Source organism: Undibacterium cyanobacteriorum (assembly GCF_031326225.1).
GTDB classification, from domain to species: Bacteria; Pseudomonadota; Gammaproteobacteria; order Burkholderiales; family Burkholderiaceae_D; genus Undibacterium; species Undibacterium cyanobacteriorum.
The window spans coordinates 3,864,313-3,886,456 of the sequence record NZ_CP133720.1 but is presented as its reverse complement, the minus strand read 5'-3'; the positions used below and the strand labels follow the sequence as shown (position 1 = coordinate 3,886,456).

The window sequence follows — 22,144 nt, the reverse complement described above, 5'->3', positions numbered from 1 at the left end:
ATAAAAGAAGTCTGTTTTTCAATCGCCTTCAATCGCCTAATTCAACCCGGTTCTTCCGAGCCTTGGAGTCAAGTAATTGCAGATGAATCGAGATTTCATTACGGACTTAGCCCCCACGCCAGACTACCAGTCTATGGACTTGCAGGCGTGGCGTAATGAACTTTTATCATCGATTCTTTTCTGGGCGGTTGTGCTCGGCGTCATTACAGCCATTCCGAGTATCGTCATGGCCATTCGCGATGATATGATTTCTGTGGCCGTAATCGATGTTGTCGCGATCACATGGGCCATCACGATTTGGTACATGAAACGCCTATCGTGGATCGCCCGCAGTTGGAATCTCTTGCTCATCATCTACCTGATCGGTCTCTTTTTCTTTTTTAAGATTGGACCTGTCAGCCAAATCTATCTGATGGCGGTGCCAGTTTTAGCCGCTTTGCTGTTGGGATTAAGGCCCGCCGTCTATGCTCTAGTGATCAACGCCGCTACTCTGCTCGGGCTTGGGTATGTGTTTAATGTCAACCTGCAATTTGATCGTTTCCCCGATCAGCCCTTCGTGCGCTGGGTCATCATCACACTGAATTTTACTTTCATTTCTGCCGTGATTACGGTGAGCTGCGGTGTACTCTTGCGTCGTTTAGAAGCTTCATTTCGATCACAATTACAAATTAGTGAATCCTTGCGACGTGAACAGGCTTCATTGAAAAAAGCGAATGAAGAACTTCGCTTAATCTCTGCTGCGGTGGAAAACTTGAACGATATTGTCATGATTACCGACAGCGAGCTCGACAATGACGGGCCGCATATTGTGTTTGTAAATAAGGCATTTGAGCGGACCACGGGTTACTCTCTGCAGGAAACGAAAGGCATGAATCCGCGCATGTTGCAGGGCGATGCCAGTCAGGCGGATGATCTGGTGCGTATTCGCGAGGCTATTCTTGCACAGAAATCAGTACGGGCGGAATTCATTAATTATCGCAAGTCTGGTGAAGAGTTTTGGCTCGAGGCAGATATTCAACCCATCGTCGATGAGCAAGGACATTGCACGCATTTTGTTGCGGTAGAACGCGATATTACTGATCGCAAACGAGCCGAGTCCGATATCTATCGATTGGCGTTTTTCGATGTGTTGACGGGCTTGCCGAATCGACGCTTGTTGCGCGACCGATTGAGCATCTTGCTCGCCACAGCCCAGCGCACTGGAATTTATAGCGCGGTCTTATTTATCGATTTAGATCATTTTAAGAACATCAACGATGCACGAGGTCATGCAACGGGTGACGCGCTTTTGGTCGAAGTTGCCAGACGATTGACGAGCATTTTGCGTGAAGTCGATACAGTCGCCCGTATCGGCGGCGACGAGTTTGTGGTGTTGATTGATCATTTAGACTCAGTTCTGGAGCAGGCAAGTCGCATTGCGCTCACAGTCGCTGAAAAAATTCGGAATGCACTCGCTACGCCTTTTGAAATCGAAGGGCAGATTTATAGTTCCGCTTGTAGTATTGGTGTGACGCTGCTACCGAAAGCCAGTCAGACAGTTGATGACCTCTTACGTGAATCCGATACGGCGATGTATCGTGCGAAAGGTGCCGGACGTAATCAAATTGCCTTCTTCGAAGGTGCAATGCAGGCTGAAGTTGAGCAGCGCTTGATTTTGGAACGTGATCTTTCGCGCGCGCTTGATCTATGTGAGCTGCGCATGGTGATGCAAGCACAAGTTGATCAAGATGGCACACCAGTCGGCGCTGAGTTGTTGATGCGCTGGACCAAGACCAATGGTGAGTTTGTCTCGCCCGCTTTGTTCATTCCACTGGCTGAAGAGACTGGTCTAATACTGAAGTTAGGGGATTGGGTATTGCATCAAGCCTGCGAGATCGTAAATCAATTGCGCAGCCATGGTTGGATGTTCCCTGTGTCAGTGAACGTCAGTCCTAAGCAATTTCGGCAGCAAGACTTTGTCGAGAAAGTACGCGATATTCTGAGTGCACACCATTTGAGCGGGAAAGAGTTCGTATTCGAGGTCACCGAAGGACTATTCATTAGCGACATGCAAGAAACCATCGCTCGTATGAATGCTTTGGCTGCGTTGGGGATTCGCTTCTCGATCGATGATTTCGGAACTGGCTATTCGAGCTTGTTCTATTTAAAACGTTTGCCATTGTATGAGCTCAAAATTGATAAGAGTTTTGTACAGGATGTTCCTGGTGATGCCAATGACGTGGCGATCGTGCGCATGATTCTGTCGATGGCGAAACACTTGGGCTTACGCGTGGTGGCGGAAGGGGTAGAGACAAAAGAGCAGGCCACCTACCTGATTGAAAATTCTTGCGACTGTATGCAAGGTTTCTTATTCTCCAAACCAGCTTCTTTCCAAGATTGGCTCGGCAAACAAGGACCTGCTTGTTGAAGATCAGTTCCCTACATTTAGCCTTGCGCATTAATCGTCTTCAGATTTCGACGTATAATACCGCCCATGTTGAAGTGAGTGCAGTTTAATCAATGCACGGCCTATTGCTGGCGCATCCTCTTCCGAATGAATAATGAACTCCAAAAAAATTCTTGTTCCCGCACTTTTACTTTTGTTGGCGCTGATTGCAGCGGCGACATGGATGTGGTCGGGCTCGCAAAGAGTCGCTGCACCAAGCGTTGAATACACCAATCTCAAAGGTGAAAAGCTAGGCACGCAATCCTTGCGCGGTAAAGTCTACTTAGTGAATTTCTGGGCGACTTCTTGCTCGACCTGTATTGCAGAAATGCCAGAAATGATACGCACCTATGAAAAGTATCGCGCTAAAGGTTTTGACTTTGTGGCGGTGGCAATGAGCTATGATCCACCGAACTACGTCTTAAATTTTACAGAAACACGCGCTTTACCGTTTCATGTCGCACTTGATGTGGAAGGCAAATTAGCGAATGCATTTGGCGATATTAAGTTAACCCCTACCACGTTCTTGATCGACAAACAGGGACGCATAGTTAAACGCTATATTGGTAAGCCATCGTTTGAAGAATTAGAGCAACTCATCGAAAAAGAAATCGCTGCATCGTAGAAATTTCAAACCATTAGGAATTTCTCAGGCTCGAATCTCAAGTTCGATTTTCCTCCATCATCAGCGCTAAAAGTTTCGAATCCTTAGGCATTTGTGACTCTCACGATGTGATTGTCTCGATGATGCTTAAGGATGATATTCAAAAAGCTAATTGAGCAAACTTCCTCAAAAAAGTCTATTGGAAAATCCACCAAAATAAAAAAATTTTGTGTGATTTTTTCTGCTTCGCTGCTAAATTTTTAGGCAGCTTTCGGGTAGAATAGCGTCTCTTCGAAACACCTCCCATTTCCCCAAGGTTTAGAATCGTGCAGATAGGCTCATATCAGCTTAGGAATAATATTTTCGTCGCGCCGATGGCAGGTGTGACGGATAGACCATTCCGTCAACTGTGCAAAGAACTTGGTGCGGGTTACGCGGTGTCTGAAATGGCAGCATCGAATCCGAAATTATGGGAAACCGAAAAATCTTCGCGTCGCACCAATCACGAAGGTGAGATGGAGCCGAAAGCGGTGCAAATCGCCGGTGCTGATCCACAGATGTTGGCCGAGTGCGCTAAGTTCAATGTTGATAAAGGCGCGCAGATTATCGACATCAACATGGGATGTCCGGTCAAAAAAGTGTGTAATGCATGGTGTGGTTCGGCCTTATTACAAGATGAAAAATTAGTGGGGCAGATTCTCGATGCCGTGGTTGCGGCAGTGGATGTGCCTGTCACTTTGAAATTCCGTACCGGCTGGGATCGTCAACACAAGAACGCCTTGCAAATCGCGCGTATCGCTGAATCAGCAGGCATCGCGATGTTGACCTTACATGGTCGTACTCGTGCCGATGGTTATAAAGGTGCTGCAGAGTACGACACCATCGCCGCAGTGAAAGCGCAAGCCAAGATTCCTGTGGTCGCTAATGGCGATATCACGACACCAGAAAAAGCCAAGTATGTGCTCGAATACACGGGCGCCGATGCCATCATGATAGGCCGTGCCGCTCAAGGACGCCCTTGGATCTTCCGTGAAATCGAACACTTCCTTATGACGGGCCAACATTTGCCGCCACCTTTGGTATCAGAAGTGCGCGCCTTGCTTGATCGACATTTACGTGAACACTATGCCTTCTATGGCGAGTTCATGGGCGTACGAACGGCACGCAAGCATATCGGTTGGTATGTCGAAGATTTAGTCGATGGCGAAGAGTTTCGACAGAGTATGAACAAAATAGAAAGCTGTGAAGAACAACTGGCGGCCGTCAACAGTTTTTTTGAAAGTCGACCGACAGAACGGTTACAATACCGCCCCTCCGAGATTCTTCTGGCAGCGTAGCGATCCAAGTCTAGGGGCTTGAAAGCAAGCAATTAACAAAGCAAGCAAAGCAAGGCAAACAGAGTATCTCAATCAAAGTTTCGCAATGTGTTATCCACGAACTCTGTGCAAGCAGCGTTCATCAATAAAAAGAAAATTCAGTATGAGCAAAGAAAGCATCCAAGAAGCAGTTCACAAAAATCTCGAAAAATATTTCCGCGATCTCGGTGAACAACCTGCTTCGAATATCTACGATATGGTCGTGTTGGCAGTTGAAAAACCGATGTTGGAAATGGTGATGTCACGCACCGATAGCAATCAATCTCAAGCTGCCGACATGCTCGGTATTAATCGCAATACTTTGCGCAAGAAGTTGCAGCAACACGGTCTTCTTTAATCTTTACTCTTTACATTTATCATGATCAAACAAGCTCTCATCTCTGTATCGGACAAAACAGGCGTGCTCGAATTTGCGCGTGAATTGGCTGGTATGGGCGTCAAAATTTTATCGACTGGTGGTACTGCCAAGTTATTGGCAGACAATGGTTTGCCAGTGACAGAAGTGGCAGACTACACAGGCTTCCCAGAGATGCTCGATGGTCGTGTAAAAACTTTGCATCCTAAAGTACACGGCGGTATTTTGGCGCGTCGTGATTTGCCTGAACACCAAGCTTCCTTGGAAAAATATGGCATTCCAACCATCGATATGGTGGTCGTGAACTTGTACCCGTTCCAAGCAACGGTTGCTAAAGCAGAGTGCTCTTTGGAAGATGCGATTGAAAATATCGACATCGGTGGCCCAACCATGTTGCGTTCTTCCGCTAAAAATCACAAAGACGTCGTCGTGATTTGCGATCCTAGTGATTACGCGACGGTCTTGGCAGAAATGAAGGCTGGCAATAATGTCGTATCGTATGACACGAAATTTATGTTGGCGAAAAAAGTCTTCGCGCACACAGCACAATACGATGGTGCGATCACTAACTATTTGACGAGTTTGGGCGAAGATAAAGCACATGCGACACGCAGCGCTTATCCACAAACCTTGAATATGCATTTCGAAAAAGTACAAGAAATGCGTTACGGTGAAAACCCACACCAATCCGCTTCTTTCTACCGTGATTTGGTACCTGTTGCCGGTGCTTTGGCGAACTACACGCAATTGCAAGGTAAAGAACTGTCCTATAACAATATCGCTGATGCTGATGCAGCATGGGAATGCGTGAAGTCCTTCGACACTGGCGCTTGCGTGATCGTGAAGCATGCCAATCCATGTGGCGTAGCGATCGGTGCAACAGCGTTGGAAGCCTATAGCAAAGCATTGCAGACAGATCCAACCTCCGCTTTCGGTGGCATCATCGCTTTTAATACTGTGTGTGATGGCGCAGCAGCGGAAGCGGTCGCGAAACAATTCGTGGAAGTGTTGATTGCTCCTTCATTTACTGCAGAAGCAAAACAGATTTTCGCAGCAAAACAAAACGTGCGCTTGTTAGAAATCCCATTGGGCGCAGGCGTCAATCAATACGATGTGAAACGTGTTGGCGGTGGTTTGTTGGTGCAAGCACCCGACGCGAAAAACGTGTTGCCAGCCGATGTACGCGTGGTCAGCAAATTGCAACCAACGCCACAACAAATGGCCGACTTGATGTTCGCATGGCGCGTCGCTAAATACGTCAAATCGAATGCCATCGTATTCTGCGGTAATGGCATGACTTTGGGCGTAGGCGCAGGTCAAATGAGCCGTATCGACTCCGCTCGCATCGCTTCCATCAAAGCGCAAAACGCCGGTTTGAGCTTGCAAGGTTCAGCAGTCGCTTCTGATGCCTTCTTCCCGTTCCGCGACGGTTTGGACGTAGTAGTTGATGCTGGCGCAACTTGCGTGATCCACCCAGGCGGTTCGATGCGCGATCAAGAAGTGATTGATGCAGCGGATGAGCGTGGTGTGGTGATGTTGTACACGGGTGTGCGTCACTTTAGACATTAATATTGTAGGTTGGCGCTGAGCAAAGCGAAGCCCAACTTCTGCGATGTATATCGTTAAGTGTTGGGCTTGCCAGCCCAGCCTACTTACGACAAGCAAGGTAGAAATAGTAGGGCGGGTGAAACCCGCGCCGCAAGGACATTGTGGATCTGAGCAGCGCGGGTTGCACCCGCCCTACAAAACATTTGGGCGTTGATATCGTAGGTTGGTGCTGAGTAATGCGATGCCCAACTTCTGCGGTGTATATCGTGAAGTGCTGGGCTTGCCAGCCAAGCCTACTCACAACGAAGCCATACGCGAAAACATCAGACCTGCGTATAATTTGCTAACGATATATTCATCAACAGCAAACACTCATGAAAATCCTTGGCATCGATCCCGGCTTACGCACCACAGGTTTCGGTGTCATCCATAAGCAAGGCAGTAAGCTCACCTACATCGCTTCGGGCACCATCAAAACGGCCGAGGCGAGTCTCCCAGAACGCCTCAAAACGATCCTCTCAGGCGTCACTGAAATTATTCAAACCTACCAACCCGATTGCGCGGCGATTGAGAAGGTGTTCGTCAACGTCAATCCACAATCCACACTGTTACTAGGACAAGCCCGCGGCGCTGCGATCTGCGCTTTAGTGCAAGCGGATTTGGCGGTCGCTGAATACACCGCGCTGCAAGTGAAGCAAGGTGTGGTGGGGCACGGTAAGGCGAAAAAAGAGCAAGTACAAGATATGGTGCAACGCCTGTTGTCACTCTCTGGCACCCCCAGCCCCGATGCCGCCGATGCACTTGGCGTGGCGATTTGTCATGCGCATAGTGGGGATACTCTCAAAACCTTAGGCACGATTGCGCCTGGGTTGGCGAAGAAGGGTTTGCGGGTGAGGGCGGGGAGGTTGATTGGGTGATGGGACCTTGTTGTTTTGTTTGCTGAAGTCATGTCACTCACTCAGTAGAGTGTGATGCATTCACACTTTTCGTCATTCCCGCGTAGGCGGGAATCCAGTGTCTTTCGTTCTTTTTGAAGGTTGGTCTAATTCAAAGTTCGCTGGCCGGGTGTGGCCCGGCGGCCACTCACTTTCTTTGCTTCGCCAAAGAAAGTTAGCAAAGAAAGGCGACCACGCTGCCACTGGCCTTCGGCTTCCCAATGGTGCAAGTCAAAAAATGGGAAAGCCTTGAAACTCGCCTGCGGCTCAAACAGCAAGGCTTTCTTTATCCATTTTCTGCCCTGCACAATTGGCAGTGTCAGAAGTGGGGGGAAACCAAAACCAAAACCAAAACCAAAACCAAAACCAAAACCAAAACCAAAACCAAAACCAAAACCAAAACCAAAACCAAGACCAAAACCAAAACCAAAACCAAAACCAAAACCAAAACCAAAACCAAATCCCTAAGCAGCCGCAATTCGGAAATTAGCTTTCCCAGCACTGTAGATTTGTCATTCCCGCGAAAGCGGGAATCCAGTGGCTTTCGTTCTTTTTTAAGGTTGGTCTAATTCAAAGTTCGCTGGCCGGGATTGGCCCGGCGGCCACTCACTTTCTTTGCTTCGCCAAAGAAAGTAAGCAAAGAAAGGCGACCACACTGCCACTGGCCTTCGGCGTCCCAATTGTGCAAGTCAAAAAATGGGAAAGCCTTGAAACTCGCCTGCGGCTCAAACAGCAAGGCTTTCTCTATCCATTTTCTGCCTTGCGCAATTGGCAGTGTCAGAAGTGGGTGAAAGTCAAAACCAAAATCAAAACCAAAATCAAAATCAAAACCAAAACTAAAACCAAAACTAAAACCAAAACTAAAACCAAAACCAAAACCAAAACCAAAATGCATCACCATTGCTATGAAATTATGCGGCGGTCGAAACAGTATGTTTGGTTGTTGTTTTTGACTTTCAGCCGTTCCGCTTCTAAATCGCCAATGGTGCGCAGCAGAAAATGGAAAAAGAAAGTGTTGCTGTCTGAGCGCAGCGAGTTTCAACACTTTCCCATTTTTTGTTGTGCATCATTGGGAACCCGAAGGGCGATTTAGTGCGGTCGCCTTTTTTGGGTTACCTTTTTTGGCGAAGCAAAAAAGGTAACTGGCTGTCGGGCCACCCCCGACCTACAGACGGTCAATGCACGAAAAAGATAATTTAGATCCAGCTAATAATCTACCCAAGAACCCAAACCAAGAACGCCACTGGATGCCGGATCAAGTCCGGCATGACGGCTAGGCGTCCACCCTATTTTTTGCATCACATGAGCGTTATTGCGAGGAAGTGCAAAAGAGCCAAAAGCGTTCGACTGCCATCGATAAGCAAACTTTCAATAAAGATAGTTCGTTGAATGTGCAAAACAAACAACCAACCCAAAAACATCAGTCCCCACAACCCCCCAAGAATCGTTTATGATTACTGCTTATTTATACAGTATGAAAGCCCACCATGATCGGTCGCATTGCCGGAACGTTGATTGAAAAAAATCCACCCCAAATCATGGTGGATTGCCAAGGAGTTGGCTATGAGATCGATGTGCCCATGAGCACTTTCTACAATTTGCCGGCACTAGGTGAGAAGGTCGCGCTGTTGACGCACTTGGCAATTCGTGAAGATGCGCATGTTCTGTTCGGTTTTGGTACGGCAGAAGAACGTGCGACTTTTAGGCAACTGATCAAGATCAGCGGTGTGGGAGCGCGTACCGCTTTGTCGATTTTGTCGGGTATGTCGGTAACCGATTTGGCGCAAGCGATTACTTTGCAAGAGGCTGGGCGTTTGACCCGGGTGCCGGGGATTGGTAAGAAAACTGCCGAACGTCTTTTGTTGGAATTAAAAGGCAAGCTCGGCGCCGATTTGGGTTCTGCTGGTGCCGCTGCTGCAGCGGGCGATCATAGTGCCGATATTTTGAATGCCTTGTTGGCCTTGGGATATTCCGACAAAGAAGCCTTGGCGGCATTGAAGTTGGTGCCTGCGGGTTCGGGTGTGTCGGACGGTATTAAGGCGGCCTTGAAAGCCCTGTCGAAAAGTTAAACGCGAGTTGAATGAGCATGAGCATACAAACCGATAACCTCTCCACCCAGCTCGCTGATACGCGGATTATCAGTGCGACGCCGTCTTCGCCGAATGAAGAAGCGATTGAGCGCGCTTTGCGTCCTAAGCAGTTGGATGAATATGTGGGGCAGGAAAAGATTCGTGATCAATTAGAGATCTTTATCGGTGCTGCGCGTCAGCGTAAAGAAGCGCTCGATCATACTTTGTTGTTCGGTCCGCCAGGTTTGGGTAAGACGACGCTGGCACACATCATCGCACGTGAGATGGGCGTCAATCTGCGTCAGACCTCAGGTCCTGTGTTGGAACGTGCAGGTGATTTGGCCGCGCTGCTGACCAATTTAGAGGCTAACGATGTCTTGTTTATCGACGAGATTCATCGCCTCTCACCAGTGGTCGAAGAAATTTTGTATCCGGCCTTAGAGGACTACCAAATCGATATCATGATTGGTGAAGGTCCAGCGGCGCGTTCCGTGAAGTTGGATTTGCAACCGTTCACCTTGGTTGGTGCGACCACGCGTGCGGGCATGTTGACTAATCCTTTGCGCGATCGTTTCGGTATCGTGGCGCGTTTGGAGTTCTATACTTCAGAAGAGTTGGCGCGCATCGTGACGCGCTCGGCGAATTTATTGGAGGTGCCAATTCGCGAGGAGGGCGCGTTCGAGATTGCCCGTCGTGCTCGCGGCACGCCACGTATCGCCAATCGTTTATTGCGCCGTGTGCGTGATTATGCGCAAGTCAAAGGCAATGGCGAAATCACCAAAGCAGCAGCTGATGCGGCATTGAAGATGTTGGATGTTGACGCGGTCGGTTTTGATTTGATGGATAGAAAACTCTTGGAAGCGATCCTCTTCAAATTCGGCGGCGGTCCAGTCGGTCTCGACAACGTTGCAGCCGCGATTGGCGAAGAGCGCGACACCATTGAAGATGTCTTGGAGCCTTACCTCATTCAACAAGGCTATTTGCAGCGCACACCACGCGGACGTATCGCCACGGCAAGCGCCTATGAACACTTCGGCCTCACTGCGCCTCGTGCGAATCCTACTGGGGATTTGTGGGGTGGGTAAGATTGCCTAAGTGGCTGCTGTTGAAGTCTAGGTATCCGAGCATTCTGTTTCAATACCTATGCTTGTCTATGTGTATTAAAAACCATACGTCGTATAATTTTTAATACAGCCTGACTTTTTCTGCTTTTTTCAGAGAGAAAGACCCTGATTCCTTAGTTCGAAGAGTTTTCCTTGTATTTATTTCGATACAGCCTATTCTGTTAGAATTTCACACCAAAAGGCTAAGTCCCTGATTTTCCGAGTGCGAGCGGCCTCATGCGCGAGCCAAATGGGATGGCATGGCAATTGCTAATCTGTAGCGGTTGAAGTTTTGTCGAGGTGGATATGTTGCAGGAAGCTGGGCGCGCTGGGGCGCTGTTGACGATCGATTTGCGTGCATTGCGCGCTAACTACCGCTATTTGCAAGGGCGCTTGGGAAAAGCGGCTTGTGGTGCAGCGGTCAAGGCCGATGCGTATGGCTTGGGCGCGGTGCCGGTTTCCAAGGCCTTGGTGGCAGAAGGTTGTCGTCATTTGTTCGTGGCGCAATTGGAAGAAGCGATTAGCTTACGTGCTCACATTGCGCGTGACATCGATATCTATGTCATGCACGGTTCGCCAGTCGGTTACGAAGCGGAATTCATTGAGTACGCTTGCACGCCTGTGTTGAATAGCCTAGATCAAATCACAGCGTGGCGCAAATTAGCGCAAGAGCGCAATCAAGCCTTGCCAGCGGTGATTCAAATCGACACCGGCATGGCGCGCATGGGTTTGTCGCAGGCTGAGTTGACCGCGTGGCTCAATGATTTCTCGATCACGGATGGCATCGATTTACGTTACGCCATGAGCCATCTCGCTTGTGCAGAGGATCAGCTCGATCCTATGAATCAAATGCAGTTGAAGTCCTTTCAAAATGTGTTGGAGCGGCTGCGCCAACATTACGTCGGGTTGAAAGCAAGTTTCTCGAATTCTTCCGGTATCTTTCTCGGCCCCGATTTTCATTTCGATTTAGCGCGTCCCGGTGCTGCCTTGTATGGTGTGGCGCCGGTTGCAGGGCAAGCGAGCCCTATGCACTCGGTTGTGCAATTGCAGGGTCGCATTATTCAAGTCCGTGAAATTCCTATGGGCGCCAGTGTCGGCTATAGCAAAACTTGGCGTGCGACCCAGCCTTCGCGCATCGCGACGGTTTCGGTCGGTTACGCCGATGGTTGGTTGCGCAGTTTGAGTAATTGCGGCGTGGCGCATATTGCGGGCGTTGAGGTGCCGATGGTCGGTAACGTCTCGATGGATACCATCACGCTCAACGTCAGTCATGTTGATAGTGATTTGCTGTATTCAGGTGCTCTGGTGGATTTGATTTGTCCGAACAATACGGTCGATCAAGTCGCTCGCCAAGCGGGCACGATAGGCTATGAAATTCTCACCAGTTTGGGACCGCGTTATCAACGTCACTATGTTGATTGAGCGTTCGTGAAGTAAGCGACGCACAAATAAACACACAAAAATTATTCGATTGTAGATTGGGAAAAAGGTATGAAAATCGTCATCTTAGGTGCAGGTGTTATTGGAACCGCGACCGCATATTACTTGGCTAAAGCTGGTCACGAGGTGACAGTGATTGAGCGTCAACCCGGTGCTGCTTTGGAAACCAGTTTCGCCAATGCAGGTGAAGTCTCTCCTGGCTATTCTGCACCATGGGCCGGTCCTGGTGTGCCATTGAAAGCGATTAAGTGGTTGATGATGGAACACAGCCCCTTGGCAATACGTCCGAGTACCGATCCTGCGATGTGGCGTTGGGTCTTCCAAATGCTGATGAACTGTACCAGCAAACGCTATGAGATCAACAAAGGTCGTATGCTGCGCATGGCGCAATACAGCCGCGACGTGTTGCAGCAATTGCGTGAAGACACAGGCATTCAATACGACGAGCGCACCCAGGGGACTTTGCAATTGTTCCGCAACCAGCAACAGCTCGACGCTTCGCAAGCCGATATCGATATCTTGAAACGCTATGGCGTGCCTTTCGAATCGCTGTCGGGCGATGAATGTTTGCGTGTTGAACCCGCGCTCAAAAATGTGCGCGAAAAGTTTGTTGGTGCTTTACGTTTGCCTGGCGATGAAACGGGCGACTGCTTCAAGTTCACCCAGAACTTGGCGAGGTTGGCCGAAGGTTTGGGTGTGAAGTTTGAATACGGCGTCAGCATTCAACGCGTGGTTGCCGAAGGTGATCATGTGAAGAGTGTAGAAACGTCCAAAGGTAGCTTTACCGCTGATCGTTTTGTTCTGGCACTCGGCAGTTATTCTCCTATCATGCTGCGCGAATTGGGTATCAAGATTCCGGTGTATCCGATCAAAGGGTACTCCATCACTGTGCCGATTACCGACGCCACAGGCGCGCCAGAATCGACCGTGATGGATGAGACTTACAAAGTGGCGATTACGCGTTTGGGTGATCGTATTCGCGTCGGCGGTACAGCTGAAATTACCGGTTACGATCTGCGCTTGCGCGAGTCGCGCCGTAAAACTTTGGTGCACTCTGTGACTGATCTCTTTCCACAAGGCGGCGATGTCAGCAAAGCTGAGTTCTGGACAGGCTTGCGCCCGATGACACCGGACGGCACACCTGTGATTGGACCTACACCGTATCGCAATTTGTTCTTGAATACAGGTCATGGTACCTTGGGTTGGACCATGGCTTGCGGTTCCGGTCAGTTCTTGGCGGATCTCATCTCCGGCAAGAAACCAGCGATCGCAACCGACGGTTTGTACATGGACCGCTACGGCCGCATGAATCGCCCGATTGCGGTTTAAGAATCGAATTGAGAACCACGTAACATTGAAGAGTTGAAGTACTAAGGCAAGGAGACAAAACAAGAACAAAGAGCGATTTTGTTTTTGGTTTTCTCCTGACCTTCTCTGTGTCTCCGTGCCTCTGTGTTGAGAGGTTTTGTTTTTCCGTTTTTTGAGTATTACATTATGCGCGTCAATATTCCCTTCGAAGATCGGGTCGGTATCGCCCACGAAATCCTCGCGGTATTGGCGCGTCAGGGTTTGAATGTGCAAGCGGTGGAAGTCGATCCGCCGAATATCTACATCGATATCCCTGAGCTTAAACAGGCGATGTTGCCAGCTTTGCAGGCGGACTGTGACCAAGTGCCTGGCGTTGGCACCATCGAGGTGGTTGATATTCTGCCGGGCATGCGTCGCAGTTTGAATCTCGACACCATCATGGCCGTGATGGAAGATCCTGTGATCGCGATTGATGCATTGGGTCGCATTGTGATTGCTAATGCCGCAGCGGCCGAAGTGGCGCGTTGCTCGGAAAAAGAGCTGTGCCAGAAGTCGCTCTACCAAGTACTGCAAGATCACACCATTCAACACGAATTGATCGCCAATGAATTCTGTGCGCCGACACGCGAAGTCTTACTCAATGGTGAACCGTTTATGATGGACGTGACGCCCGTGTTTGAGCCTTTGTCGGCAGCCGGTACCAGTAACGATGGCAAGGCGGTCGGCGCTTTGTTAACTCTTACCGCACCGAAGCGGATTGGTGAACGTTTGCATGCGATCGCTCACGCCGAGCTCGGTGGTTTTGAAGCGATTATTGGCGAGTCGGAACAAATTCGCGTTTTGAAAAAACGTGCGGCGCGCGTGGCGGTGGTCGATGCGCCATTGTTGATTACTGGCGAGACCGGCACTGGCAAAGAACTATTGGCGCAAGCTTGTCATGGCGTCAGTGCGCGCCGTAATGCGCCATTCCTCGAATTGAATTGCGCAGCTTTGCCGGAGAGTTTGGCAGAGAGTGAATTGTTCGGTTATATGGCCGGTGCATTCACCGGCGCGAATCGTGGTGGTAAGCCCGGCCTATTTGAGATGGCGGACGGTGGTACGGTGTTTCTCGACGAGGTTGGTGAGATGTCGCTGTACTTGCAGGCGAAACTTTTGCGCTTCTTAAACGATGGCAAATTCCGCCGTATCGGTGGTGATAAAGAAATCCAAGTGGATGTCCGCATCATCAGTGCCACCCATCGCAACTTGCGCAAAATGGTGCAAGAGGGCAGCTTCCGCGAAGATCTCTTTTATCGTTTGAACGTGTTGCACCTCGAAATGCCACCGCTGCGTGAGCGTGCAGACGATATCTTACTGTTGGCGCGTCATTTCATTGAACGCGCTTGTACGCAAGCTCAGAAACCGATTTCGCGTCTGAATCAAGCGGCCACGACTGCGATGTTAAATAACCGTTGGCCCGGCAATGTGCGGCAATTGCAAAACGTTGTGTTCCGCGCTATCACCATGGCCGACCAACGTGTGTTAGATGCGGCTGATCTCGATTGGGCAGAAGATTCGATACAGCCGAATGCGATGGCGATTCAGGAAGCGGAGACGTGGGAAGAGTCCGTCAATCAATTCGAAACGGCCTTGCTCAGCAAGCTGTATCAAGAATATCCATCGAGCCGAAAATTAGCCGCACGATTAGCGACTTCGCATTCCATGATCGCAGCCAAGCTGCGTAAGCATGGGATTCCGAAGAAGTAGGTGAAGCGTAAGAGTTCTGTATTGCTGGAATGCTGTCAGCACGAGAGTCAACGTCAAAATTCCTAATTGAGTTTCTCAGCGTCAGGATTGTCGAGATCTTCAGGCAAATTGACAGCCGGGATCGTGTATTTCTCATCGGCCCATGCGCCCAGGTCGATTTGTTTGCAGCGCTCTGAGCAGAAGGGGCGGAATTGCGCCTCGGGACCCCATTGCACTTTGGCGCCGCAGGTCGGGCAAGAAACGATTGTTGCCATAATTAAAACGATTTAATCTTTGCGAGAAACTTAGAAATTGCAGAGCGTGAGATCGAAAGGTACGTCGCCTTCAAATGGCTTCGGTTTCATATCACCGTCTTGCGACATGATACGTATCCACAGCATGTACTTGTTGGCGGAGATCTCAGGAATGGCACCCATTTCACGGGGCAAGGTGACGCGTAAGAGTTGGTACACTTTGCCTTGTAGCATTTGCTGGTAGCTACCGCCTTGTGCAATCACTTTGGTGGTGCCGCCGGATTCCCGTAACAGACGTAAAACTACATTAATCGCTTCGAACAGCGGCGCTAAAGGGGCGAACCAGTTCGAAATATCGGCAAAACGCTTTTCGGCGGGGAGCTTCTTCCAAGCGTGGTAGCTTGGCAAATCAAATTCGCACGCGCCGCCAGGGATAATAGTGCGACCACGAATGCTCATGAGCCATTCGTTGTCGCGAATGTTTTGACCGGTCTTGCCAGAGGAAGCGATCAAGGTGGCACTGGCGCGTTCTACTTCATTGATGACTTGATCGAGCATATCGGCTTGGACGTTGGGGTTCGATTTAAAACCCATCAAAGTCATTTTCTGACGATCAAGTTCTTGCAGCAAATCGGATTTAAGGTCGGCACGACCTGCTACCTCGAGCATTTCGAAGATAGTGGCGATAGCGACATGATGTTGCAGAGGATCAGATTGGTGTAAGAAGAAGGAAAACTTCTCGTATAGATCTTCCAATCGCAACAACGTGCGAATACGCTCGTTGAAAGGGTATTCGTAAACGATCAAAATAAATTCCCTGTAAATTTGGTTGCCGATTTTTTCTTATTTTTTGGCTTCACGTGATTCTGAACCAAGCCGGAGAAAATTACAAACATTGCGTGCATTTGTTTACGCAGCCTGTGCTAATTTCAAGTACTTTTGATGAAGATCAGCGACCTGCAATCGAATTTCTTCCAAGTCTTGGTCTGAGTTGATCACATCGTTGGCAATGCTGAGACGTTCGGCACGGGTCGCTTGAATCAATAAGATATCTTCGACCTGCTGGCGGCTAAAACCATTGCGACTCATGACGCGTTGGATTTGCGTTTCTTCTTCACAGTCCACCACCAAGATTTGTGTCAATCGTTCGGCCCACGTCCCTGATTCGTACAGTAAGGGCACCACAAAAATGGGGTAGGCGCCAGCGCCATACAAAGCTTGGCGCTCACATTCTTGCCGAATAATCGGATGTAAGATGGCTTCCAGTTGGCGGCGTGCATGAGGCTGCTTAAAGACCAGTTCCCGCATCTTCTTGCGATCGAGCGCACCATTTTCATCGAGGGCTTCCTTGCCAAAGGCCGCGCAAATGGCATCGATGGCCAAGCCTTGTGGTGCAGTGACTTGATGCGCGATCAGATCGGTGTCGATGATGGTAGCGCCCAGTGTTTCGAACATATTGGCCACGGTCGTTTTGCCACTGCCGATACCACCCGTAATGCCTAGGCTGAAGCTAGGTGCGACACTTGCATTCATATTAACGATATAAGCCGAGGTAGAGCATGGTGATTTGATTACCCCAGAATAGCGAAATCATTCCTGCACCAGCTAGAAAAGGACCGAAAGCGAATGGAATAGTCCATCCGAGACGTTTGCCGATCAGCATAATGATGCCGAATACGGAGCCGACCACAGATGCGGCTAAGATGATAAAGGGCAGGTTCATGGCTCCCAACCACGCACCCAAGGCCGCGAGCAATTTGAAATCGCCGTACCCCATGCCATCATGGCCGCGCCATAGTCGATAGGCGGCATTAACGGTCCACAAGGACATGTAACCGAATACAGCGCCCAAGACGGCCTGCTCCAAACTCGTAAAAGCGTAGCGTGTATTGACTAACAGCCCCAACCAAACCAAAGGGAGAGTGAGTTGATCGGGTAACAGTTGGGTGTCGAAGTCAATGCCAGTCAAGGCCACCAAAAACCACAACAAAAGCATGGCAGATAAGCCTTCGATGCCACTACCAAAATGCCAGATGGCGAAGGCGGAGAGTAGGCCAGTGATGGCCTCCACGATGGGATAGCGCACTGAAATCGGTGCTTTGCAGCCGCTGCATTTACCACCGAGCACGAGGTAACTGATAACCGGGATATTCTCGAGCGCCGTGATTTGATGGCCGCAATGCGGGCAAGCTGAGCGCGGTACCATGAGATTATAGCGATCGGTGTGGACGGGGTCTTTACCGTTTGCCTCAGCAATGATGTTCTCTTCATCGCGTTCCATCATTTTAGGAACGCGATGAATCACTACGTTTAGGAAGCTACCGATTAACAGACCGATGATGCCGAAGAAAACTGCGCTCACCAAAGTATGTGGTGGCGTCTGCAAAAGTAAATCGAGCATTAAACCACCGAACCCAGTTTGAAGATTGGCAAGTACATCGCGACCACCAAGCCACCAATCAAAACACCGAGAATCGCCATAATCATTGGTTCCATCAAACTCGATAGCGAGGCGACGGCTTCATTTACTTCTTCTTCATAGAAATCAGCGACTTTACCTAGCATCGCATCAAGCGCACCAGATTCTTCACCAATCGCCACCATCTGCGTCACCATCGAAGGGAATACGTTGGCATTTTGCATGGCGATCGTCAGGCTGGTACCGGTGGTGATTTCGGTTTGGATCTTGACGGTTGCGTCGAGGTAGACGGCATTGCCCGACGCACCACCCACGGAATCAAGCGCTTCCACTAAGGGCACACCTGCCGCAAACATGGTGGCTAAAGTACGAGTCCAACGGGCGATGGTCGCTTTACGAATTACGTCACCGAAAATGGGGGCTTGTAACAGCAAACGATCCATCATGCGCTGCATTTCCAGCGAGCGTCGCCAACTTTGGAAGAAGAAATAGATGGTGCCGAAAATACCGCCGAAAATGAAGTACCAATTTCTGACGAAAAAGTCAGACATCGCCATCACGATCAAGGTCGGCGCCGGCAGTTCAGCGCCGAAGCTGGTGAATACCTCTTTAAAAGCGGGAACCACCCAAATCATGATCACAGCGGTCACCACGAACGCGATCACCAAGATCGCAATCGGATAAGTCAGTGCCGACTTGATCTTGGCTTTCATCGCCAAAGTTTTTTCTTTGTAGATCGCCAAGCGCGTTAAGAGTTCTTCCAAAATACCGGCTTGCTCGCCAGCTCCCACCAAGTTACAGAACAGGGCATCAAAGTACAGGGGATACTTGCGGAAGGCTTGATTCAAGCTGGTACCAGTCTCGATATCGTTACGAATATCGAGTAGAAGTTTCGAAACAGAAGGATTGGCATGACCTTTACCAACGATGTCGAAGGACTGCAGCAAAGGCACACCCGCTTTCATCATGGTCGCCAATTGGCGTGTGAATAAGGTGATGTCTTTGTCAGTGATTTTGCGACCACTACTATAGGTTTTCTTTTTGACCTTGGTCACAATGACGCCTTGGCGACGCAAGGTTGCATTCACAACTGCTTCACCTTGAGCGCGAATCTCACCGCGTACGGTCTTACCTTGCTTGTCCTTACCTTCCCAAGCATAGAGTGCATCTTTTGCGACCGCTGGTTTGGCTGGTCTATTTTGTGGTGTCGCCATCTATGTGATCCTAAACGGTTTATTCGTTGGTGCAGCCCAGCACTTCTTCGAGGCTGGTCAGACCTTGTCTTACTTTTTGTAAGCCCGAGCGGCGCAGGCCTTTAACGCCTTCTGACTCAGATTGTTTGCGTATCTCCAAGGCAGTGCCGTTCGCAAGAATGAGTTTCTCGATCGCTTCGGTGATCGGCATAATTTGATAAATACCAACGCGCCCTTTGTAACCTGAGCCACTGCAGCGCTCGCAGCCGACTGGGCCGTATGGTTTCCAAGTACCGTCTAATTCTTCTTCCAAGAAACCAGCTTGCAGTAAAACTTCATCTAACACGTCGACGTGCTTTTTACAGGTGCAAAGACGGCGTGCCAAACGTTGTGCGGTAATCAAAATGACCGAAGAAGCGATATTGAAAGGCGCCACCCCCATGTTCATCAAGCGCGTTAGCGTCGATGGCGCATCGTTGGTATGCAAGGTTGAGAACACCATGTGACCTGTTTGCGCTGCCTTGATGGCAATGTCGGCTGTTTCTAAGTCACGAATCTCACCAACCATGATGATGTCAGGATCTTGACGCAAGAAAGCTTTCAGCGCGACAGGGAAGGTCAGACCTGCCTTATCGTTGACGTTAACCTGATTTACCCCCGGCAAATTAATCTCAGCAGGGTCTTCCGCAGTTGAAATATTGATGCCTGGCTTATTGATGACATTCAAGCAGGTGTAGAGTGAAACCGTTTTACCAGAACCAGTTGGTCCAGTGACTAGCACCATGCCATACGGGCGATGGATCGCATCCATCAAAATTTCTTTTTGATCCGCATCGTAACCGAGCGCGTCAATCCCCATTTGTGCCTGGGAACCGTCCAAAATACGCATAACGATCTTCTCGCCGAATAGAGTGGGCAGTGTGCTGACACGGAAGTCGATCGCTTTGGTCGGTGACAGTACCAATTTCATACGACCGTCTTGTGGCACCCGTTTTTCGGAAATATCTAGCTTGGAAATGACCTTGATGCGCGAAACCAATTTGTCTTTGATGGCAAGAGGTGGCTGCGCGATTTCGCGCAATTCGCCGTCGACTCGGAAACGGATACGATAAAACTTTTCAAACGGTTCGAAGTGTAAGTCGGATGCGCCCATATTGATCGCATCGATCAGCATTTTCTGCAAGAACTTAACGACTGGAGCGTCATCGATTTCGGCTGCGGCTTGCGCGGTGTCGGCGACCCCAGAATTGAGATCGTCTTCGGTGAACTCGAGTTCGTAATCGTCGGCAGCGAGATCGGTAATCGATTGCTCTGATGTCTTGCTCAGTTTCTCAACCAGTTTGCTGAGCACGTCATGCTGCACGATGATGAGATCAACACTTAGGCCAGTTTGGAACTTAATTTGATCAATCGCGGCAGCGTTAGTGGGATCTGAAATCCCTACAAAAACTTTATTGCCTTTCTTCGCGAGCGCGACTACTCGGTGGCTTTGCATCATCTTGTGATCGATGATTTTTTCTGGCAACTGTGCCTCATCGAACAAGCTCAGGTCTGCTTGTGGATAGCCGAAGGTCTCGGAGCAGAAACTTGCTAAGTCACGGGGCTGAATGGCGCCGGATTGAATCAGGGCATCAAGAAACAGGCTTTTTTCGATCTGACTTTTTTTCTGAGCTGCTTCGATCTGCGGTGCCGTTACCAGATTGGCCTGTGCCAGTGCGCGAGCGAGGCCCGAAACTGGTAGTGAATTGGTGGCATTAGGTTGGACTGCGGACATGGTTTTTCGTCAAAAGAAAAGGGTAATCGTCAGTTGCTTTGTGATAATGCAGCTTAGCTGCGCATTTGTAAACATACAAGGAGCTCAGCCAGAGCTTGAGCTAATGCGCATTAGTATTTGTTTTTCAAGCGTTTATGATACTTTGAAAGTTTTGCACTGGGCAATGTCTACAAGGATGAGCGGTATCCGGATTCATTAACTAAATGCCACCAAACTTGTAGAGACGAAGACGATTTTCTTGGTGTGTCTGCGTTTTAGAGAGTGCTGATGGGTAGCCGAGCACCGTCACCGCGCTGTGGAATGTTCCATTCGTAGAGGGAGTGCGAGGAGTATTCAGTTGTGTGCGCGCCGTTTGAGGCGAAGTCGGGCATACGTCATCATTCGTTTGTGCGTGTTTCAAGGTTGAGAGCGTGCGCCTATCGAAGTGTTGTAATTTCACCGACAATTCATCCAAGCGGCGGATAAAAGGTTGGGTGCTGAGCGGCATGCCGTTCAGTGACTGCACTAGAGTTGAGTGAGGGATTAGAGAATTCGTACTTGCGCTAGTAGGCTCAGCAGAGCTGCGTCGAGAAAGGTGAGTAGTGCCCAAAAGCTTGGGCACTAGCTTGTTTCAATGATTGCGATTGACGGCTAAGAATGCCAAATCCTGCAAAGCCTGTTTGTAAGCGGAGGCAGGTAGATCGGCAATTGCTGCTGCCGCACGTTCCGCTGCTTGATCTGCCTGCTGTTTGGTGTAGTCCAAGGCGCCAGAGTGCGTAATCGCCTGCAAAATAGCGTCGAACTTGCTCTCATCGCCTTGTTCAATACAGGTGCGAACCAGCTGCCGGTCTTCTTCACTACCGTGCTTCATTAAGTAGATCAGCGGCAAAGTGGGTTTGCCTTCGCGCAGATCGTCACCAACGTTTTTGCCGATCTCTTCGGCTTTGCCTGAGTAATCGAGCACATCATCAATTAACTGAAAGGCAGTTCCCAAGCTGCGTCCATATTCACCGGCTGCTGCAATTTGCGCTGCTGTGGCACCGCTAATTAAAGCGCCGATTTCAGCGGCAGCTTCAAAGAGCTTTGCAGTTTTGCAGCGGATCACTTCTAGATAACGTTCTTCAGTGACGTCCGGATCGTGCATGTTTAAGAGTTGCAATACCTCGCCCTCGGCGATCACGTTGGTGGCATCGGCCAAGATCCGCATGATCTGCATGCTGTCGATGTTCACCATCATCTGGAAGGCGCGTGAGTACAAGAAGTCCCCCACCAACACGGAAGCCGCATTGCCGAACAAAGCATTTGCCGTTTGACGGCCGCGACGCATTGAGGATTCGTCAACGACATCATCGTGCAGCAGCGTTGCCGTGTGAATGAACTCGACGATCGCAGCGAGATCGAAATGATGTTTGCCCTGATAGCCATAGGCGTTCGCCATCAGCAATACCAGAACGGGGCGTATGCGCTTGCCACCTGCATTGATAATGTACTCAGAGATTTGGCTGACGAGCGCAACATCGGAGTGAAGTTGTTCACGGATAACCTGGTTGACAGCGGCCATATCAGGCGCGATCAATTGGTTGATGGTTTGTTGGTTGGGCGTGGCGGACAAGGCGAATCCTGCAAAAATCCAATTA

20 protein-coding genes are annotated in these 22,144 nt (G+C 49.7%); 12 read left to right on the top strand and 8 right to left on the bottom strand.

What is annotated here, in order from left to right; genetic code table 11:
- Positions 1 to 82 precede the first annotated feature (82 nt).
- The 7 genes from RF679_RS16160 (at position 83) to RF679_RS16130 (ending at position 7,812) form a co-directional block, all read left to right on the top strand.
- Positions 83 to 2,407: a putative bifunctional diguanylate cyclase/phosphodiesterase gene (locus tag RF679_RS16160; RefSeq protein ID WP_309481660.1), complete on the top strand. Its 2,325-nt coding sequence runs from the start codon at positions 83 to 85 to the stop codon at positions 2,405 to 2,407.
- A 133-nt stretch (positions 2,408 to 2,540) separates the two neighbouring features.
- Positions 2,541 to 3,050 (top strand): TlpA family protein disulfide reductase, encoded by a 510-nt coding sequence (locus RF679_RS16155; protein WP_309481659.1) that lies wholly within the window; start codon positions 2,541 to 2,543, stop codon positions 3,048 to 3,050.
- Between the two features lie 305 nt (positions 3,051 to 3,355).
- Positions 3,356 to 4,366 (top strand): tRNA dihydrouridine synthase DusB, encoded by a 1,011-nt coding sequence (gene dusB, locus RF679_RS16150; RefSeq protein WP_309481658.1) that lies wholly within the window; start codon positions 3,356 to 3,358, stop codon positions 4,364 to 4,366.
- A gap of 142 nt (positions 4,367 to 4,508) precedes the next feature.
- Positions 4,509 to 4,742, top strand: a complete 234-nt coding sequence (locus RF679_RS16145; RefSeq protein WP_309481657.1) for a helix-turn-helix domain-containing protein — start codon at positions 4,509 to 4,511, stop codon at positions 4,740 to 4,742.
- A gap of 21 nt (positions 4,743 to 4,763) precedes the next feature.
- Positions 4,764 to 6,329 (top strand): bifunctional phosphoribosylaminoimidazolecarboxamide formyltransferase/IMP cyclohydrolase, encoded by a 1,566-nt coding sequence (gene purH, locus RF679_RS16140; protein WP_309481656.1) that lies wholly within the window; start codon positions 4,764 to 4,766, stop codon positions 6,327 to 6,329.
- Positions 6,330 to 6,682: 353 nt separating this feature from the next.
- Positions 6,683 to 7,225 carry a crossover junction endodeoxyribonuclease RuvC gene (ruvC, locus tag RF679_RS16135; RefSeq protein WP_309481655.1) on the top strand — a complete coding sequence of 181 codons (543 nt, stop codon included), beginning with the start codon at positions 6,683 to 6,685 and terminating at the stop codon, positions 7,223 to 7,225.
- Between the two features lie 239 nt (positions 7,226 to 7,464).
- Positions 7,465 to 7,812, top strand: coding sequence for a hypothetical protein (locus RF679_RS16130; RefSeq protein WP_309481654.1), 348 nt, complete (start codon positions 7,465 to 7,467; stop codon positions 7,810 to 7,812).
- On the opposite strand, the gene RF679_RS16125 is transcribed toward RF679_RS16130, so the two are convergent.
- Complete coding sequence (locus RF679_RS16125) at positions 7,809 to 8,288, bottom strand: hypothetical protein (protein WP_309481653.1); 480 nt, start codon at positions 8,286 to 8,288, stop codon at positions 7,809 to 7,811. The two genes, RF679_RS16130 and RF679_RS16125, sit on opposite strands and share 4 nt — an antisense overlap.
- 442 nt (positions 8,289 to 8,730) lie before the next feature.
- Between RF679_RS16125 and ruvA the strand changes: the two genes are divergently transcribed.
- The 5 genes from ruvA to RF679_RS16100 all read left to right on the top strand — a co-directional run bounded on the left by ruvA (position 8,731) and on the right by RF679_RS16100 (position 14,909).
- Positions 8,731 to 9,312: a Holliday junction branch migration protein RuvA gene (gene ruvA, locus RF679_RS16120; RefSeq protein ID WP_309481652.1), complete on the top strand. Its 582-nt coding sequence runs from the start codon at positions 8,731 to 8,733 to the stop codon at positions 9,310 to 9,312.
- Between the two features lie 17 nt (positions 9,313 to 9,329).
- A complete protein-coding gene (gene ruvB, locus RF679_RS16115) occupies positions 9,330 to 10,397 on the top strand; it encodes a Holliday junction branch migration DNA helicase RuvB (protein ID WP_309481651.1) in 1,068 nt (355 codons plus the stop codon).
- A gap of 324 nt (positions 10,398 to 10,721) precedes the next feature.
- Entirely contained in the window at positions 10,722 to 11,837 is a 1,116-nt protein-coding gene (gene alr, locus RF679_RS16110) for an alanine racemase (RefSeq protein WP_309481650.1), read from the top strand.
- Between the two features lie 69 nt (positions 11,838 to 11,906).
- Positions 11,907 to 13,184 (top strand): D-amino acid dehydrogenase, encoded by a 1,278-nt coding sequence (locus RF679_RS16105; RefSeq protein ID WP_309481649.1) that lies wholly within the window; start codon positions 11,907 to 11,909, stop codon positions 13,182 to 13,184.
- A gap of 165 nt (positions 13,185 to 13,349) precedes the next feature.
- Positions 13,350 to 14,909: a sigma-54-dependent transcriptional regulator gene (locus RF679_RS16100; protein ID WP_309481648.1), complete on the top strand. Its 1,560-nt coding sequence runs from the start codon at positions 13,350 to 13,352 to the stop codon at positions 14,907 to 14,909.
- Positions 14,910 to 14,971: 62 nt separating this feature from the next.
- Here the strand turns inward: RF679_RS16100 and RF679_RS16095 are convergent, their stop codons facing one another.
- From RF679_RS16095 to ispB, 7 genes are all read right to left on the bottom strand, one after another.
- Positions 14,972 to 15,163 carry a DNA gyrase inhibitor YacG gene (locus tag RF679_RS16095; RefSeq protein ID WP_309481647.1) on the bottom strand — a complete coding sequence of 64 codons (192 nt, stop codon included), beginning with the start codon at positions 15,161 to 15,163 and terminating at the stop codon, positions 14,972 to 14,974.
- A 30-nt stretch (positions 15,164 to 15,193) separates the two neighbouring features.
- Positions 15,194 to 15,949 (bottom strand): cell division protein ZapD, encoded by a 756-nt coding sequence (gene zapD / locus RF679_RS16090; RefSeq protein ID WP_309481646.1) that lies wholly within the window; start codon positions 15,947 to 15,949, stop codon positions 15,194 to 15,196.
- A gap of 102 nt (positions 15,950 to 16,051) precedes the next feature.
- Entirely contained in the window at positions 16,052 to 16,675 is a 624-nt protein-coding gene (gene coaE, locus RF679_RS16085) for a dephospho-CoA kinase (protein WP_309481645.1), read from the bottom strand.
- Between the two features lies 1 nt (position 16,676).
- Complete coding sequence (locus RF679_RS16080) at positions 16,677 to 17,543, bottom strand: prepilin peptidase (RefSeq protein WP_309481644.1); 867 nt, start codon at positions 17,541 to 17,543, stop codon at positions 16,677 to 16,679.
- Entirely contained in the window at positions 17,543 to 18,775 is a 1,233-nt protein-coding gene (locus RF679_RS16075; protein ID WP_309481643.1) for a type II secretion system F family protein, read from the bottom strand. Before RF679_RS16075 ends, RF679_RS16080 begins: the two co-directional genes overlap by 1 nt.
- Positions 18,776 to 18,794: 19 nt before the next feature.
- Positions 18,795 to 20,528: a type IV-A pilus assembly ATPase PilB gene (gene pilB / locus RF679_RS16070; RefSeq protein ID WP_309481642.1), complete on the bottom strand. Its 1,734-nt coding sequence runs from the start codon at positions 20,526 to 20,528 to the stop codon at positions 18,795 to 18,797.
- 610 nt (positions 20,529 to 21,138) lie between these two features.
- Positions 21,139 to 22,068 (bottom strand): octaprenyl diphosphate synthase, encoded by a 930-nt coding sequence (gene ispB / locus RF679_RS16065; protein ID WP_373921789.1) that lies wholly within the window; start codon positions 22,066 to 22,068, stop codon positions 21,139 to 21,141.
- Positions 22,069 to 22,144: the final 76 nt, after the last annotated feature.